12 protein-coding genes and 1 tRNA gene are annotated in these 16,488 nt (G+C 36.7%); 7 read left to right on the forward strand and 6 right to left on the reverse strand.

From position 1 onward, the window contains the following. The first annotated feature begins 25 nt into the window (after positions 1-25). On the forward strand, positions 26-2,071 hold the full coding sequence (locus QWY91_RS00865) for an LTA synthase family protein (protein WP_290230755.1): 2,046 nt from the start codon (positions 26-28) through the stop codon (positions 2,069-2,071). Here QWY91_RS00865 and QWY91_RS00870 read toward each other — a convergent pair. The 3 genes from QWY91_RS00870 to QWY91_RS00880 all read right to left on the reverse strand — a co-directional run bounded on the left by QWY91_RS00870 (position 2,068) and on the right by QWY91_RS00880 (position 5,637). Further along, complete coding sequence (locus QWY91_RS00870; RefSeq protein WP_290230757.1) at positions 2,068-3,246, reverse strand: hypothetical protein; 1,179 nt, start codon at positions 3,244-3,246, stop codon at positions 2,068-2,070. The genes QWY91_RS00865 and QWY91_RS00870 overlap by 4 nt on opposite strands. Position 3,247: 1 nt before the next feature. After that, positions 3,248-4,525: a YaiO family outer membrane beta-barrel protein gene (locus QWY91_RS00875; RefSeq protein WP_290230759.1), complete on the reverse strand. Its 1,278-nt coding sequence runs from the start codon at positions 4,523-4,525 to the stop codon at positions 3,248-3,250. Positions 4,526-4,644: 119 nt separating this feature from the next. Further along, complete coding sequence (locus QWY91_RS00880; RefSeq protein ID WP_290230761.1) at positions 4,645-5,637, reverse strand: PAS domain S-box protein; 993 nt, start codon at positions 5,635-5,637, stop codon at positions 4,645-4,647. Between the two features lie 147 nt (positions 5,638-5,784). Between QWY91_RS00880 and QWY91_RS00885 the strand changes: the two genes are divergently transcribed. The 4 genes from QWY91_RS00885 (at position 5,785) to QWY91_RS00900 (ending at position 9,825) form a co-directional block, all read left to right on the forward strand. Further along, a complete protein-coding gene (locus tag QWY91_RS00885; protein ID WP_290230763.1) occupies positions 5,785-6,633 on the forward strand; it encodes an aldo/keto reductase in 849 nt (282 codons plus the stop codon). Positions 6,634-6,719: 86 nt separating this feature from the next. Next, positions 6,720-6,793 (forward strand) — tRNA-Pro (locus QWY91_RS00890). Between the two features lie 212 nt (positions 6,794-7,005). Continuing rightward, positions 7,006-8,217, forward strand: coding sequence for a site-specific integrase (locus QWY91_RS00895; RefSeq protein ID WP_290230766.1), 1,212 nt, complete (start codon positions 7,006-7,008; stop codon positions 8,215-8,217). 384 nt (positions 8,218-8,601) lie between these two features. Further along, positions 8,602-9,825 (forward strand): site-specific integrase, encoded by a 1,224-nt coding sequence (locus QWY91_RS00900; RefSeq protein ID WP_290230768.1) that lies wholly within the window; start codon positions 8,602-8,604, stop codon positions 9,823-9,825. 253 nt (positions 9,826-10,078) lie between these two features. On the opposite strand, the gene QWY91_RS00905 is transcribed toward QWY91_RS00900, so the two are convergent. From QWY91_RS00905 to QWY91_RS00915, 3 genes are all read right to left on the reverse strand, one after another. Continuing rightward, positions 10,079-10,399 carry an HNH endonuclease gene (locus tag QWY91_RS00905; RefSeq protein WP_353958658.1) on the reverse strand — a complete coding sequence of 107 codons (321 nt, stop codon included), beginning with the start codon at positions 10,397-10,399 and terminating at the stop codon, positions 10,079-10,081. A gap of 21 nt (positions 10,400-10,420) precedes the next feature. Then, positions 10,421-10,561 carry a hypothetical protein gene (locus tag QWY91_RS00910; RefSeq protein ID WP_290230771.1) on the reverse strand — a complete coding sequence of 47 codons (141 nt, stop codon included), beginning with the start codon at positions 10,559-10,561 and terminating at the stop codon, positions 10,421-10,423. A 163-nt stretch (positions 10,562-10,724) separates the two neighbouring features. After that, complete coding sequence (locus tag QWY91_RS00915; RefSeq protein WP_290230773.1) at positions 10,725-11,756, reverse strand: LacI family DNA-binding transcriptional regulator; 1,032 nt, start codon at positions 11,754-11,756, stop codon at positions 10,725-10,727. 241 nt (positions 11,757-11,997) lie between these two features. On the opposite strand from QWY91_RS00915, the gene QWY91_RS00920 reads away from it, so the two are divergent. Then, a complete protein-coding gene (locus QWY91_RS00920; protein ID WP_290230775.1) occupies positions 11,998-15,096 on the forward strand; it encodes a SusC/RagA family TonB-linked outer membrane protein in 3,099 nt (1,032 codons plus the stop codon). 19 nt (positions 15,097-15,115) lie between these two features. Continuing rightward, positions 15,116-16,477 (forward strand): RagB/SusD family nutrient uptake outer membrane protein, encoded by a 1,362-nt coding sequence (locus tag QWY91_RS00925; RefSeq protein ID WP_290230778.1) that lies wholly within the window; start codon positions 15,116-15,118, stop codon positions 16,475-16,477. Positions 16,478-16,488 lie beyond the last annotated feature (11 nt).

The following is a 16,488-nucleotide window of genomic DNA, read 5'->3' on the forward strand; positions in this document are numbered from 1 at the left end:
AGTTTAGTGATCCATATTTTATTTTATGTCTCAGGAATCCTTCGATTATTTAAGTTTTAGAGAAAAGCTAATTTATGCTACTAGGGACTTCTTTTCGTTATCGATAGTTTGGTTACTGCTACTCTTCATCTTGAGTATATTGGAGCTAATTTATAACGCAGCACTTCATTCTTTACCAGAAAGCCTCTTCAATTTACTGCTTTACAGCTGCTGGATGGATGTTCTACTTTGGTTGAAATGGGGCGTTTTCTGTTATATTTTTTATGTGATTCTTTATGTTTTTCATCCAAAATCAGCAAAAATAGCGTTTAAAAGTTTTATCTGTGTTGCAGCGATAGTTCAAACGGGTTTGGTTTTATATTTTACAACTTCTTTAAATTTACTAGGAGCAGATATATTTAGTTATTCAATAGAAGATGTTCAGCAAACCTTGGGAGCGTCTGGGGGCTTGAGTTTTATAGCGATACTTCAATTTTTAGTCGTTGTTGGTATTTGCATCACTATTTTGTGGTGGTTACCAAAATTCATAAAATTACCATTGTTTGTCTCTGCAATCTATCCTTTAGCTTCTGTTATTGTATTTTTTACACCAGATATTTCAGGATGGAGTCAGTTAAGTATGAAAACTACTTATGCTAGCAACCTAGTAGCCAATAAATCAGATTATTTCTTTACAAGCTCATATTATTACTTTTTTCCCAAAACAGATTATGACATCGATATTTATGCAGATAATTATATCGGCATTTATGATAATTTAGATAACTCGATTGTCGAATTTGAATATTTAGATGAAGGAAATTATCCATTTTATCACACCGAATTAGATCGCGATGTTCTTTCTCCGTTTTTTAATTTAAATGAAAAAAAGCCGAATATTGTTATTGTTCTGGTTGAAGGTTTAGGACGTGCATTTACAAATAAAGGTGCGTATTTAGGGAATTTCACACCTTTCTTAGATTCGCTTTCTACTAAGAGTTTATACTGGAAAAATTTCCTTAGTCAGGGAGGCCGAACTTTTGCTGTACTACCTTCTATTTTGGGATCGCTACCATTTGCACAAAGTGGTTATTTGGGATTGGGAGAGCAAATGCCCGATCAACTTTCCTTGTTAAATCTTTTGAAGCATAATGGCTACGAAACTTCATTTTACTATGGCGGCGATGCAAGTTTCGATAATATGGCGCTTTATTTAAATAGAAATAAGGTCGATAAGCTGGTCGATGTTGATGATTTTTCTGGAAACACCGGATTGTTGCCAGAAACCAATGGTTTTACCTGGGGCTACGATGACCAAGCACTTTATAATGAATTTCTAAAAAATACAGCTTTTGGCGAAAACATAAAACCACATTTGGATGTTTTGCTTACTGTTTCTTCCCATAATCCTTTCAAAATTAATTGTCAGCAGGAATTCGATCAGCGCTTTGAAAAACGATTGGATGAGCTGGATTTTACCGAAAGTAAAAAAGAAAATTATAGAACCTATCGAGCCCAATATGCTAGTATTTTGTATACAGATGCGATGCTGAAAAAGTTTTTCGAAGATTATGAGAAGCGTCCAGATTTTGAGAATACAATATTCCTAATTACGGGAGATCATCGTTTGCCAGAAATCCCAATGGCTACGGTTATAGATCGATATCACGTTCCATTGATTATGTATTCACCTATGCTGGAGAGAGCATCAGAAATGGCTTCTATATCCTCGCATATCGATATTGCACCTAGTATTTTAAGAATGCTTAAATCGAATTACAGTTTTGATCTACCTGAAAACACCAGCTGGTTAGGAGAAGGACTTGACACTGTTGTAAGCTTTAGAAATGTTCATCAAATCCCTTTAATACAAACAAAGGTAAATATGAAAGATTATGTGGTAGGAAACTATCATCTAAACGGAGATCGCTTGTACGAATTAACTAGCAATATGGAAACACGATCGGTAAATGTTCCCGAACAGAAAGAAAGTGTTATGAATGCCTATACTCGGTTTAAACAAAAAAATGCTAAAATAACAAATGGCGGAAAAATAGTTCCAGACTCGATTTACGCCAAATATTCTAATTAATTTTCTCCGTTTTTTGTTTCAAGTTTCGTCTGATAATCTTCTAAGATGGTTTGCACCATAGGGCGATAAAACTTCCAGAAAAAGCTGGCTCTCTCGGTTTTATCCTGTTCGCTATAAAAAAAGCGCTTAAATAAGCCAATTCCTTTAAAGTAAGAGGTCGTCATAGTTATTGGATTGTCACAAAAATCACCCGAGAAATAATAGAATTCATAATCACTATCGATATGATATGTTACTGCCGGAAATGCATTTGGAATGCCATGTTTCTTTAATTCTTCATTTCCTTTTTCAGTAGTGTAAATCTTATAATTAGCAGCAGTTTTATTGATTTTTGAATTGTTCTGAACGATATCAAACCAAAAAGGATACTTCATTTCCTCGGGAAGTGAAAATCGCTCTTTTCCGTAGTTATTACTTAAAATTTGCGGAATGTCCCGTTTTAAGTGAATGCTGTCTTCTAAAATAGTTACCTGATCGTTTTCATGCACAAAAGCAATTCCGGACTTTTTAAATGGCCATTCGTTATCATGCTGATTTAAATAATTGCGTATAAGCCAACGCGGTAGTTCCTTATTGACTAAGGTATCTAGATTGTCGAAATAGCGGCCTGTCCAGCCAGTCCATTCAATACCGAATGTCTTTTCAAATTTACGCCGGATGGTATATTTGGTTGGTGAGGCAAACGTATTAAACTCGGTTATGATGAGTTTGTTTTTTTGCTTCATTTTCTGAAGAAGTTCCATGTCATTTTCCTTCAATCCGCCGTAAACGATGCCCGATCGTTCTGTCTGGTTTTTTTGCTCGTACCATTCGTTGGTGTAAATTCCGTAGGTATCGGTAAAATAAACCAAATCGGCATCTGTGCTAAGCTGTTCTATTTTGTTTGAAGAAAAACGCTCTAAACCTCGAAGATCAAATTCTTCATTTTCTTTAGGGAAAAATCCAAAATAGTCTTCGCTTCGGTCATAAAATTTAGTAGCTGTTTTTGTGTACTTTTTATAATTTAGTATCCAATCTAACGAAATGTGTTCTTGGCCTTCTTTAGTTAACACCGTTTTGTCGATTATGGCCGCGACCATTTTAGTCTTAGGAGTAAAAAACCACGCCAAAAACATGAAAACCGGAGTTAGCAGTACTAAAATTAAAATAATGTGTTTTAAACGCTTTTTTAGCATTTTAAAAACGTTTTAAATATCCAATACCTATAGTAAATTGGTTCCCTTTTTCTCCCTGGCGATATTCTTGATTTTCGAATCCACCTTCTATAAAGACTACATTTGTAGACCATAAGGTTTTGCGATAACCAAGAAAAATATTATTCGATTTTAGGCGATATTGATTGCCATTATTATATAAAATATTGTTCGTCTGATTATCGGGAGAAAGTCCCGTACCAACTCTTAAGTTCAGATAATCGTTAGCGCCACCCAAATAGTACCGCGTCATAAAACTAAAAGATTGAGAAACTGAATTATTAGAGGGAGTTAGGAACGTTCTAAAATTGAACCAAAAGCTTTTGTAGTATTTCCCTACGGAAGCGGTATAGATCCATGTTTCATCATCAAAACCAAGTAGTCTGAAACCAGCTTCAGCTTCCATAGCCCACGGTAGATTGGCATATAATGAGAACCCAGCCCGATAATCCGGAAAAATTCCTTCTTTATCTGAAATTCCTGCATTTACGTATGCATAAAAAGTCTTTGAAATACTTGGGTAAGCATCAACTTCAAATTGAGAAGCATCGGTATTAAAGCGGTTTGCATAATTGACTCTGGCAACTACAGATCCTAATTTTGTTTGTCGGCTATAATCGATGCTGGAAAGATGCCACGGATCATCAAATTGCTCGTCAAAATAAACAAAATCGTAGGTGAGACCTATCTGGTTTTTTGCAGAAAGTGTTGTTAACCGCTGACTTAAAGAGCGCGCTTCAGTGTTACCTGGATTAATTTTTAAAAGTCGGCTATTCGCTTCTTGCGCTAATTTATATTCTTTGAGGTCTTTAAGCACTTTTGCTTTCAGTAATAATAAATTTTCTGAATCTGGATGCGCTTCCAAACCATTATTTACAAGGTTTAAAGCTTTTTTAGAGTCGTCATTCCAATATTCTAAGCTTCCGTAGGCAAAAGATCCATCTTCGTGACCTGGATTGTCTTTTAATACTTTTTCGAATTCAACCCGGGCACTATCTGTTTTTTTACTCCACGTATATAATCTACCTAAGAATACTCGAATACCAGTATAATTTGGACTTTGATCTAAAGCCTGCTTAGATAGTTTAATCGCTTTTGGATAGTTATCTTCTTCAAAAGCAGCATTTCTGGCCATTGTGAATAATTCGTCTGAGCCATAATCCTGCGCGAAAATATTTGTTTGCAGGCATAGAAAACAGAGAGTAGCTATAAAGTAATTAAAAGCGGAATCGTTAAATAACTTCATTTTAAAGATATGCATGTGTAGCTCAAAAAATTTGGGTGCTATGAATATAAAAATTTAATACTATTTATTGAATAAATTAATTAGATAAAGAAATCGGAAAACCGATTTTCTCAATAATTTTCAATATTAGTGACTTAGATTTCAAATTCCTGAGTCGTTTTTTCGGTAATTTCATGGATTATGCGATCAAGATCTTCTGCAGAACTTGTTATTTCCCGAAGGTAAAAATCAGAATCCTCATCAAAATTTTCATTCAGCATATAAACCAAAGACATTATTCTTACCAGAGGGGCGCGCACCATATGGCTTTGCGTCCAGGCAATTTCCTGTAACTGTTTGTTTTGATCTTTAACCGCTTTAATAATATTAAGTTGTTTTGTAATATCAATAGCAATTACGATTCTTGCCGGCTCGTCACTAAATTTTATTAGATTACTATGAATTGCTACATCTAAAACATCACCACCTTTTGTACGATGTTTGAAGATGCCTCGATAGCTTTTATTGAAGTCTTTATTTTGCTCGTAAGCCGTTTTTAAAAAAATTGGTACTTTCTTTTCTGATTTAATATCTGAAAGAGTGATGGATAGGAATTCCTTGTACGAATATCCATACTTAATTCGTGCTGCTTTGTTAGCATCTGTAATACGTAAAGTTTTGAGATCATAAACAAATATGGGCTGAGGGCTCATATGGAATAATTGTCTATAACGAGATTTCACTTCTGCTAAATCATTAAAATAATTGGGACGGTCTAAATTTTGTCGTAGTGCGTTATAGATAGAAAAAGAATCAAGATGAGCGGTAATTAGATAGTCTGATGCTCCTTTTTGTAAGCATTCTATTCGGAAATTCGTATTTAACTCATTACCAATAACTACAATCGGTATGGAACGAGTAAAGGAATATATTTTCTGAAGTTCTTCAAGGCTATCTTTCAAATTAGTTTCGAACGCCAAGAAAATGATATGTGTTCTATTTTTATTGATAAAGTCTATTCCTTCTTGCGGAGAGTTTACCATGTTTAAGTTTGCAGAGAAAATGGAGGAATTTAAATGCCGCTGAAAACTAAAAGCGCCATCACAACTAGAAATTAAAAGTATTTCGTAAATAATGTTGCCGTTCATAATTTAATGCCACTCCTAAGTTATTGCTTCTTTTAAAAACGATGGCAAAAAAACGAATAATAACCTATTTAACGAATTTTTATAATGTTAATATATTATTTTAATTTTCCGTCTAACTTATAGATATTACCTTTAAAAAAAGAGCTCATGAAGATTACAGATATCAACGGAAGAGTACAACTAAATAATGGTTTAGATATGCCTTATTTGGGTTTAGGTGTATATAAAACTAAAGACGGTGAAGAGGTTAGAAATGCTATTCATTATGCATTGAAAGCAGGATATCGCCATATCGATACTGCTAGTTTTTATAAAAATGAAGAAGGAGTAGGAGCGGCTATTATAGAAAGTGGAATAGCGCGGGAAGAAATCTTTATTACCAGCAAAGTTTGGAATGATGATCAAGGCTACGAAGGCACTTTAGAAGCGATTGATGAAAGTCTTGAAAAATTGAAAATGGACTATTTAGATCTCTATTTAATTCATTGGCCTGTCCCAGATACTTTGAATGAAACCTGGCGTGCTATGGAAGAAATTTATAAGTCTGGAAAAGTAAAAGCAATTGGTTTATGCAATTGCGTGGAACATCAGATGGATACAGTTATTGAAAACGGAAGTATCAAACCGATGTTGCTTCAGAATGAGTTTCATCCAAAATTGCTTCAGCAAAATATGCTTGATTTTTGCGCCAAAAACAACATTCAATACGAAGGCTGGTCACCGTTGATGCGTGGACAAATTTTGGATAATAACATTATAAAAAATATAGCGGAAAAATATGGAAAATCGACTGCACAAGTCGTACTTCGATGGGATTTGCAAAAAGGAGTGATCACTATTCCGAAAAGTGTGCATCAAGATCGAATTGAACAAAATGCTGCTATTTTTGATTTTGAATTATCTGAAGTAGAAGTAAAACAGATTGATTCTTTGGATAATGATAAAAGAACGGGAGCACACCCCGATCACTTTATGGAACATTTTGCTGATAAATAAATTAAAATTAGGTAATTCTTTAGTTATATCTTTTTAAAATATTTTGGAAAATATAAACGTTCCTATTTAATTTGTGGTTGTTAATTCGGGATGTGGCGCAGTCTGGTAGCGTATACGCCTGGGGGGCGTGGGGTCGCAGGTTCAAATCCTGTCATCCCGACTGAGACCATATATAAATGGTATTAAAAACCTTGTTAATCTATTGATTTTCAAGGTTTTTTGTTTTTATGATGTTTTTTAAGATCATTTAAAATCATTAAAAATGTGACCTATTCGGTGACCTATTCGGTGACCTTTTTTTGGTTATCTTGTAGCTTATATTGATTTGACTTTCGTTTTCACGCCTTTTGTCTAATTTGAAAACGGAACACTATGAAAAATGCTGTAAGTTTTGGAGTTATTTTTACTCCAAAATTCTCTAAAACAAAAAATGGAACAGCTCCTTTGTATGCACGAATTACTGTAAATGGAGAACGTACTGAGCTTAGCCTTAAACGTAGAATTACCTTAAGCCTTTGGAATGAAAAGCGAAGCCGACTAAAAGGCTACAGCGAAGAGAGTTTGCAGGTGAACAAATCCTTAGATCGTATCTTCAATAAAATTTATGAGTCATTTAGGCAACTTCAAGAGGAAAATAAGCACATCAGTGCTAAAAGCATTAAAGCTCGTTATTTGGGGTTAGATGAATCCTACAAGACTTTAGTCGAACTTCTGACCTATCACAATACCAAAATGACTTCGGTATTAAAACCGGGAACGATGAAAAATTATTATACCACGGAAAAATATGTTTTAGAATTCCTTGGGGTCAAGATGAAAACTAAAGATGTTTATCTCAAGCAGCTTAACTATCGCTTTATAACAGATTTCGAACACTTCCTGCGTGATTACATACCGAAAACACATCGACGCAGACCTACTAATAATGGGGTTATGAAGCATTTGGAACGCTTAAAAAAGTTGACAAATTTGGCTTTGAAAATGGAATGGATTGAAAAGGATCCTTTTGCGAGGTATTCGTTGCATTTTAAAAATAAGGAAAGAGATTACTTGCTGAAAAGAGAAATTGAAGCTTTGGAAAACCTAGATATTGAGAGAGAAACTTTATTAAGAACCAGAGATATCTTTATATTTTCCTGTTATTCGGGATTATCTTATGGTGATGCAAAATCATTAGAACGTAGACATATCGTTAAAGGTATCGACGGCAATAAATGGATTGTAAAAGAAAGAGAAAAAACCGGTAAACTTTTTAAAGTACCGATACTTCCTAAGGTAAAGGTAATTCTTAAAAAATATCGAAGAGAATCTGAAGTTAGTGGATTTTTACTTCCCGTATATTCCAATCAGAAAATTAATCAGTACCTAAAAGAGTTAGCAAAGCATTCTAAAATATCAAAGAAACTGACATTTCATGTAGCACGTCACACTTTTGCTACTACAGTAACTTTATCAAACGGTATACCAATTGAGACGGTATCTAAGCTACTAGGGCATTCCAAGCTTTCTACCACTCAGATTTATGCAAGGGTGGTTGATTCCAAGATTTCGAAGGAAATGGAATTGTTGAAAGATAAATTATAGATCCAGAAGTTTGTTGATTTAAATTTGAAGGGATGATATTTTATTCAATATGAGATTTCACTTTTATTATATTTTTTATACTTATTAGAATTCTTTTGTCATGAAATGAAAACAAATAATAAAGGTTGCAGGTTTGAATCCTGCCGGGGTCACTTTTAGAGAAGACAAATGATTACAAAACCACGCAAATCCTAGGAATTGCGTGGTTTTCGCGTTTTTAGAGGTACATTTAAAATGGTATGATATCATTCTATTTGGTAGCTAAAGTATACCTCTAAATTAAAAATACACCTCAGGTGTATTTTATAAATTTCGATGTAATGATTTTTAAAGGTGGATTTGACTTTCCAGTAACTGAATTATTCACTTTAAACATGCATCATTATGCGTACATCAAAAACATTTTCAGTTGTTTTTTGGCTTAATAAAAAGAAGGTCAAAAATAACCAATGCCTAATTTATGCTCGTATCACCGTAAATTCGAAACGAGCTAATATTAGTCTAAAGAGATCAATTCCTTTTAGCCTATGGGATTCGAAAACAAAGCGTTTAAAAGGAAATTCTAGAAAAGTCGTAGAACTCAATGAATTTTTAGATCAAATTAATGCAAGATTTTTTCAGATTTATCAGGATTTAAAATTCAAAGGAAAGCTGATTACTTCAGATTTGGTTAAAGCTGAATTTAATGGTGAAGGAGGGAGTTCCAAAACCTTAAATGAGCTAATCGAATATCATCAGAATAAAATTAGGAATACCCATAGCGCTGGAAGTATTCGTAATTTTAAAGTAAGTGAGAAGTATATTAAAGAATATGTACATCAGAGGATGCGGACATCAGATATTTTTATCTCCCAATTAGATTATAAGTTTCTGAGTGATTTTGAAGCTTTTCTTTTTAATTACTATCCTAGAGGTCATCATAAGGCGATGAGCCATAATACGGTGATGAAACATATTCAGCGCTTGCGTAAAATGGTAACCCTGGCGTTTCATTTAGAATGGCTCGATAAAGATCCTTTTAGAAGGTGGAAAATGACTTTTGAAAAGAGGGAACGTGAATTTCTATCTAAAAATGAGTTGTCAAATCTACAGCATGCGGAACTTCCAATAGATCGACTGGATCGAATACGGGACTTATTTATTTTTAGTTGTTATACAGGTTTAAGTTATGGTGATCTGATGGAGCTAAGCGAAAAAGAAATAAACATTGGTATTGATGGAAAAGCTTGGATTATTACAAAACGGAATAAGACGAATAGCGCTGTTAAAGTACCTTTACTAGAACCAGCCCTCAAAATTTTAGAAAAGTATAAAAATCATCCTGTTACACAGGTCACCGATAAGTTATTACCACAGTGTAGCAATCAAAAAGTAAATTTATACCTTAAAGAACTTGCTATGCTTGTCGGACTTAAAAAGAATTTAACCTTTCATATGGCTCGACACACTTTTGCGACCACAGTGACCCTAAGCAACGGAGTGCCTATAGAAACAGTATCAAAACTATTAGGACATACTAAAATAGCGACTACTCAAATTTACGCTCGTGTTTTAGAAGATAAAATAAGTAAGAATATGGATGATTTGAGAAAGCGGCTTGAAAGTTGAAATTTTAATTGCTCAGCCTCAATATGAGAGGCTGAGTTTTTTTACGTTAGAAATCAAATAATTTCAATGATTATTTTTTGAAATTTATATTTACTATTTTTTGATTACAGTATATCATAATTCTGAATTGGAGCGATTGCTATTAGATACTTAATAGTATAGAAGTCCAGATACCTCGAGATCTTAGAAGAAATATCAAAAAGAAGTTAGAGTCGGCTGGTAGTCTTTATAAGTAAAAATTTAATGTTGAGATTTAATCTAAAAATATTTGCTCTTGGTGCCAGATTAAGGATTCAATAGCAGGATACCATTTTTCTTTTTCCGGTAGATCGATCGACTGATTCTCAAATTGTGATAATGTAATCTTAGAAGCCTTGTCATTTACTAGCTTAGATACTTTTACTTTATAATCACTGGTTATACTTATAAGCCCACGGTCAAAAGCCCGATGCAGTGTAGGGGATAGTGCAATTCCATTGGGAACAGTGTCATCATTGGAAAGGCTGAACAGGTGGATGTGACAGGCATCGATCATTTGAATGTTCGGTTTAGTCATGATGCGCATGCCCGAAATGCAGCAACGATGATTTTAAATTTAAGGAATACTTTTCTTAAATAAACCACCAGGAATAAAAAGCTCCTCCTGAAAACGACTTTCATCCATGATTGTTCTTAGATGAAGCAATTGTTCCCGATATAATGTTCCAGTTGTATTTAGTATCTGGAATTGTCTCATTTCAAAGTTTTAGCCTAATTTTTTCCTTTTTTGTAAGTTCACTTTCCGTTTCTTGATGTTACAAAAGATCTAAATCATAAAAACACTTATATTTTGCAACCAATAACTGAGCATTTTAGAAAAGAGCTTTAAGATTTAGAGAATTAGTAATTCCAAAATATTATTAGTTTAAGTGTCCTCTTAGGGTAGATTCACGTATGATGAGTTCGGTTTGTATCGAAATTGTTTCTTTTACTGACTCTTGCTCGTCTTCAATTAAGCGTATGCATAGTTTGGCGGCTTCCTTACCCATTGTAAAGGCGCGGTCGTTAACTGTAGTAATATGAGGTTCAATAACCTGAGATATAGGGTAGTTACTAAACCCAATAATGGCTGTATCTTCAGGTATATCTATACCGGCTTTTTTAAAAACCTGTAAGGCACTTACTGCGGTATAATCATTGGCACAAAAAATTCCATCGGGTATGCTGGCCTGCTGCAAAAAATGTTTTGCCTGCAGCACTCCTTCCTCGTAATTTAGGTTTTTTGTAAACCCTATTAAATTGGGGTCTTGTTTGATATGATGTTTTTGTAATGCGGCCTTATATCCCTCGTAACGGGCTTTAAAAATTGGAGTAAACTGGTTGCCAGCAATATGAGCAATGCGTTTGCAACCTTTTTCAATAAGATGTTCCGTAGCTTTATAGGATGCTTCAAAATCATTGATTATAATGCTGTTGACATCCTGGTCTTTAGGTACGCGATCATAAAATACCAAGGGAATACCCAGACGTTTAAATTTTTTGAAGTGATCGTATGTATCGGTTTCAATAGTTAAACATACAATAAGTCCTTCGACCATTTTATTTTGGAGGATTTTGGTAATCTCCTGTTCGCGCTTGAGGGAATCCTTAGATTGAAAAATACTTACATTGTATCCTTTTTTGTAAGCATAATCCTCAATTCCACTAATAACCAGAGAATGAAAGTAAATATCGATACGGGGCACAATGATGCCTATGGACTGAGTTTTTTTCTTTCTAAAGCTCGATGCAATAGAATTAGGGGTAAAGCCCAGTTCTTCCGCTTTTTTTTGCACCAGCTTGGTGGTAGCTTCGCTTATTGCAGGATGATTACCAAGAGCCCTTGAGATTGTAGAGGCAGATAAATCCAATTCCTTAGCCAAATCTTTTAGGGTGATCTGTGATCTTTTCATAATAGATACAAACGTTTGCGTAAATATAAGATTAATACCTAAAATGACGTGCGTAATTATTTTTTTATTGGTATTGAAATTTTATAAAAAATTAAGAATTAATGGGGTTTAAGGTGATTTTTTATGTTTATTTAACATAAAACTTATTTAAATAATTTATGCAAACGTTTGCATAAATTACTTCTTAATGATACATTTGAAGCAAGCAAGAGCTTAATAACTAAATAAATTCATCTTCATTATGGGTAAACCAATATTCAAAATAGCGTTTGAAATAGGTGGACAACACAAAGCGACTAGTGGTCTGGTAATCCTATTGCTAGTGCTTTTCAACACCGTTTTTGCACACGCTCAACAAATCACTGTTACCGGCAAGGTGACTCAGGTAGGTACGGAAGAGCCTTTATTTGGCGTAAACGTTATTCTTAAAGGAACATCTAAAGGGGTTTCTACAGAGCTTGATGGGACTTATGCGCTAACCCGGGTACCGGCTGACGGTATTCTGATCTTTACCTATATGGGTTTTGAGTCTGAAGAGGTTGCTGTAGATGCTCAACCCCAAGTCAATGTATCTCTACGTCCCATAGCCAGTGAGCTTGATGAACTAATCATTGTTGGCTATGGAAAAAAGAAAAAAAGAAATTTAACCGGGTCTATCGCTTCCGTGGGTAGTGAAGAGATAGAACGTGCCAATCAGCAGGATCCCGTTTCTATACTTCAGGGCCGTGCTGCCGGAGTACAGGTCACTTCTAACTCGGGTGCCCCGGGTGGGGGAATGACTATACGGGTAAGGGGTAACTCTTCGCTCAACTCAGGAAATGATCCCTTGTATGTAGTGGACGGTGTCCCTATCGAGTCCAACAGCCTTTCATCCCTTAACGGCACCGAGAATTTTGGACTTAACCCACTAGCGGATATTAACCCTGGAGATATCGAGTCTATTGAAGTCTTAAAAGATGCCTCATCTACGGCTATCTACGGTTCCCGTGCCGCTAACGGGGTGGTGATGATTACGACTAAGCGAGGTGCTGCAGGAAGAGCACAAATTAATTTCAATGTATTTTCCGGGGTAAGTGAGATCACCCGTAAACTTAGTGTCCTAAATGCGAGTCAATACCGCACCGTGATTTTGGATTCATATCGCAATATGGAGAATCCTGTGGAGCCTATATTTGCAGTGCTCGATTCTTTGAGCCCAAGGAATAACGGGGATGTAGACTGGCAGGATGAGTTGCTGCGCGTAGCACCACAATATAAAGTGGAACTCTCCGTACGTGGCGGTTCAGAAAATGTAAAGTATTCCTGGAGTTCGTCTTTCCTGGATCAGGACGGGATTATTTTAAACAATAATTATAAACGAGTGACTTCCCGGCTCAACGTAGACTTTAACGCTTCAGATAAGCTTAAGTTTGGGCAGAGCATTTCGTATACCAATGCGGTTAATAATCGTATTAATGCGGGAGGTTCGGGAAACCTGAGTGTGGTCAGGGAATTGTTGATAAGACCCCCTTCTTATTCCATGTATTTACCAGACGGTTCACTTAACGGTTATCAGTTTGGAAAACGAAATCCCGTGGGACTGGCAGAATTGGCAACACACCTTAATAAAACAAACCGTATTATCGGTAACCAGTATGCCGAATATCAATTTAGCCAGGGCTTAAAACTACGCAGTAATGTAAATTTGGATTTTGTGTCCATGAAGGAAGATGAGTTCATACCTTCAAGCCTGGACTACAGGGAGGGCTATAACAGTGGGGCTGTGCGCTCACTTACTAATTTGACCTGGGGCAACGAAACCTTTCTTACCTACGACCGCCAGATTAGCGAGGTGCATAACATTTCGGCCCTAGCCGGTATGAGCTTTCAAAAATGGAGTTATGAACAAACCGGCCTTGACGGCATGTTCTTCCCTAGTGATAATATAAGAACCCTTAATGGTGCCGGGACGATATCAGGCCAGGAGGCTAATATTGCTACAGAGCATTCCATGTTATCATACTTTGGGCGACTATCTTATGACTACAAAGAAAGATACCTTGCTGAAGTTAATCTAAGGGCAGATGGTTCTTCTCGTTTTGGTGCAGATAATCGTTTTGGATATTTTCCTTCAGCTTCGCTGGGGTGGCGTTTCTCCGATGAGGCATTCCTAAGAGACAATCAAGTACTTACCGATGCCAAACTGCGCTTTAGTGCAGGACAAACAGGTAATGAGGCCATAGGGAACTATACTTCCCAGGGGGAATTTGCAGTTGGTATAAATTATCTGGATTATTCCGGTGCAGCGCCTACAGTGATGCCTAATGCCGGACTTACCTGGGAAACTACCACCCAATATGATGCTGGTTTAGATCTTTCGTTGTGGAGAAACAGGATCAATCTTTCCGCGGACTATTATATAAAACAAACCGATGACCTGTTGTATAATGTCCCTATACCACGGACCACCGGATTCACCTATATTACTCAAAATATAGGAAGCATACGCAATACCGGAGTGGAGTTTACATTATTTTCCCGAAACCTGGTAGGGAATTTTAAATGGGATACCAATTTCAATATCAGTGCAAACCACAATGAGGTTACCGATTTGCCGGATGAACTTTTAACCAATGGATATATCCAGAACGGAAGTTATCATATCTTGCGGGAAGGACTGCCTATTGGAACTTTTTACGGCTACCGTTTCAATGGAGTCTATGCTAGAGACGAAGATAATATTGCTGCGGTTACCAATGGGGCGCAAGGCCCTATTTTTAAAGGAGGAGACCCTATCTGGGAAGATGTAAACGGTGATAATATTATTAATGAAGATGATCGTCAGATTATAGGTGACGCCACTCCTGACTTTTTCGGAGGAATCACTAATAATTTCTCCTATAAAAACTTTAGTCTTAGTGTATTTTTCCAGTTTTCGTATGGTAATGATATCTACAGTGAGATTAATCACCAGCGCAATTCTGTAGTACGCTATAATAACCTCTCTACCGATGCGCTTTACCGATGGAGGGAGCAGGGCGATGTGACCGATTTCCCTAAACCGGTCAGGGATGACCCTTTACAAAGCGACAGTCGCATACAAAGCCGTTGGGTGGAGGACGGGTCCTACCTGAAACTTAAGAATGTGAACTTAAGCTATGCGCTTCCTCAGGAATTTACAAGTAAACTGGGACTTTCAAAGTTTGCTGTTTATCTCACCGGAACTAATCTGATAACCTGGACAAAATATACCGGTTTTGATCCTGATGTAAATTCTTACAGTGGCCTGCGCTCTGGTGTTGATGAAGGCTCATACCCGCAAAGTCGTACCTTTATTTTAGGATTGAATTTTGGATTTTAATACGTTAAAAAATAACATTATGGGAAAAGTACAAAAACTGATGGTTTTAATATTGGCCTTTACCATGGGGTCATGTTCAGATATCCTGGATAAAGAACCATTAAGCAATTTTTCGGCTCAGGGGTTTTATAAAACGACCAGTGATGCCCAGGCAGGTGTCTACGGTATTTATGAATCTTTACAGTCAGATTACCGCATCAATTTTGCCTACTGGGGTGAGGGTCGGGCAGATGCCATAGAGACAAACCATTCTGGAGATCCCTTGCTCTTGAGCCAGAATACCCTTAGTAAAACCATGAATTCAGCACAGTGGAATACCCTCTACCAGACCATAAGCCGGGCCAATTATGCTATTAAGTATGTGCCCGAAGTATCGCAATCTGAACTGGGGTTGCGTTTAGTAGGAGAGGCGCGTGCACTCAGGGCTCTTTCGTATTTTTACGCGGTACGTATTTGGGGGGATGTCCCGCTTATTACGGAGCCTTATGAAAGCGCAGAGCAACAACTTTTTGTAGCACGTACGGATAAAGAACTAGTTTTAGACCAGATCGTGGAAGACCTTAGCTTTGCAGCAGAAAACTGCAGTGCGAGATTTGGCGGTGAGCGCGACCGCGTTTTGATTACACAGGGCGGAGCCAATGCGTTGCTGACCCAGGTGTATATGTGGAGAAAACAATATGAAAATGCTATTACCGCAGCGGACCGCGTACTGGATAACAGCCTGTATTCCTTAGTAAGTATGTCCGATTGGTCTTCTATTTTCACCACCGGTTTTTCAAACGAAAGCATCTTTGAGGTAGGCTATAATGATATTCAGACAAACGCTTTACGGGTATTATATGCTCTGGGCTCCGACAGCGATTATTTTCCCAGCGAAAAATTTCGAAATTCTTTTGAAGATGGCGATTTAAGACAAGCTAAAATCTACGATACTACTGCGGCTCAGCCTCGTAAAATTTGGAAGTATTTTGGAGAAGGATTTAATGATGAGAGTCCTGATCCTTCTTCAAACAATATCGTGCTGGTGCGTCTGGCCGATATTATCCTGCTCAAGGCAGAAGCACTTAACGAATTGAATCAACCAGAAGAAGCCCTGGAACTTTTAAACCGAATCAGAACTCGAGCAGGACTTGACCAACTGGATCAGGAAGGTGCAATTGCAGCTTATGGTGATGTGAAATCAGCAATTCTTCATGAGCGATTTATCGAATTGTCTTACGAAGGACATCGCTGGTTTGACCTGGTGCGTACCGGTACAGCCCTTGAATTGATGCAGCCTATAAATGGGTTAAGTGATGAGGCAAATCTGATCTGGCCACTTCACGAAGATGCGCTCAACAGAAATCCAGGCTTGGAACAAAATTCATTTTACCCCCGGTAACTAAATCCTAA

The sequence above is a fragment of the Zunongwangia endophytica genome (assembly GCF_030409505.1).
Classification (GTDB): domain Bacteria; phylum Bacteroidota; class Bacteroidia; order Flavobacteriales; family Flavobacteriaceae; genus Zunongwangia; species Zunongwangia endophytica.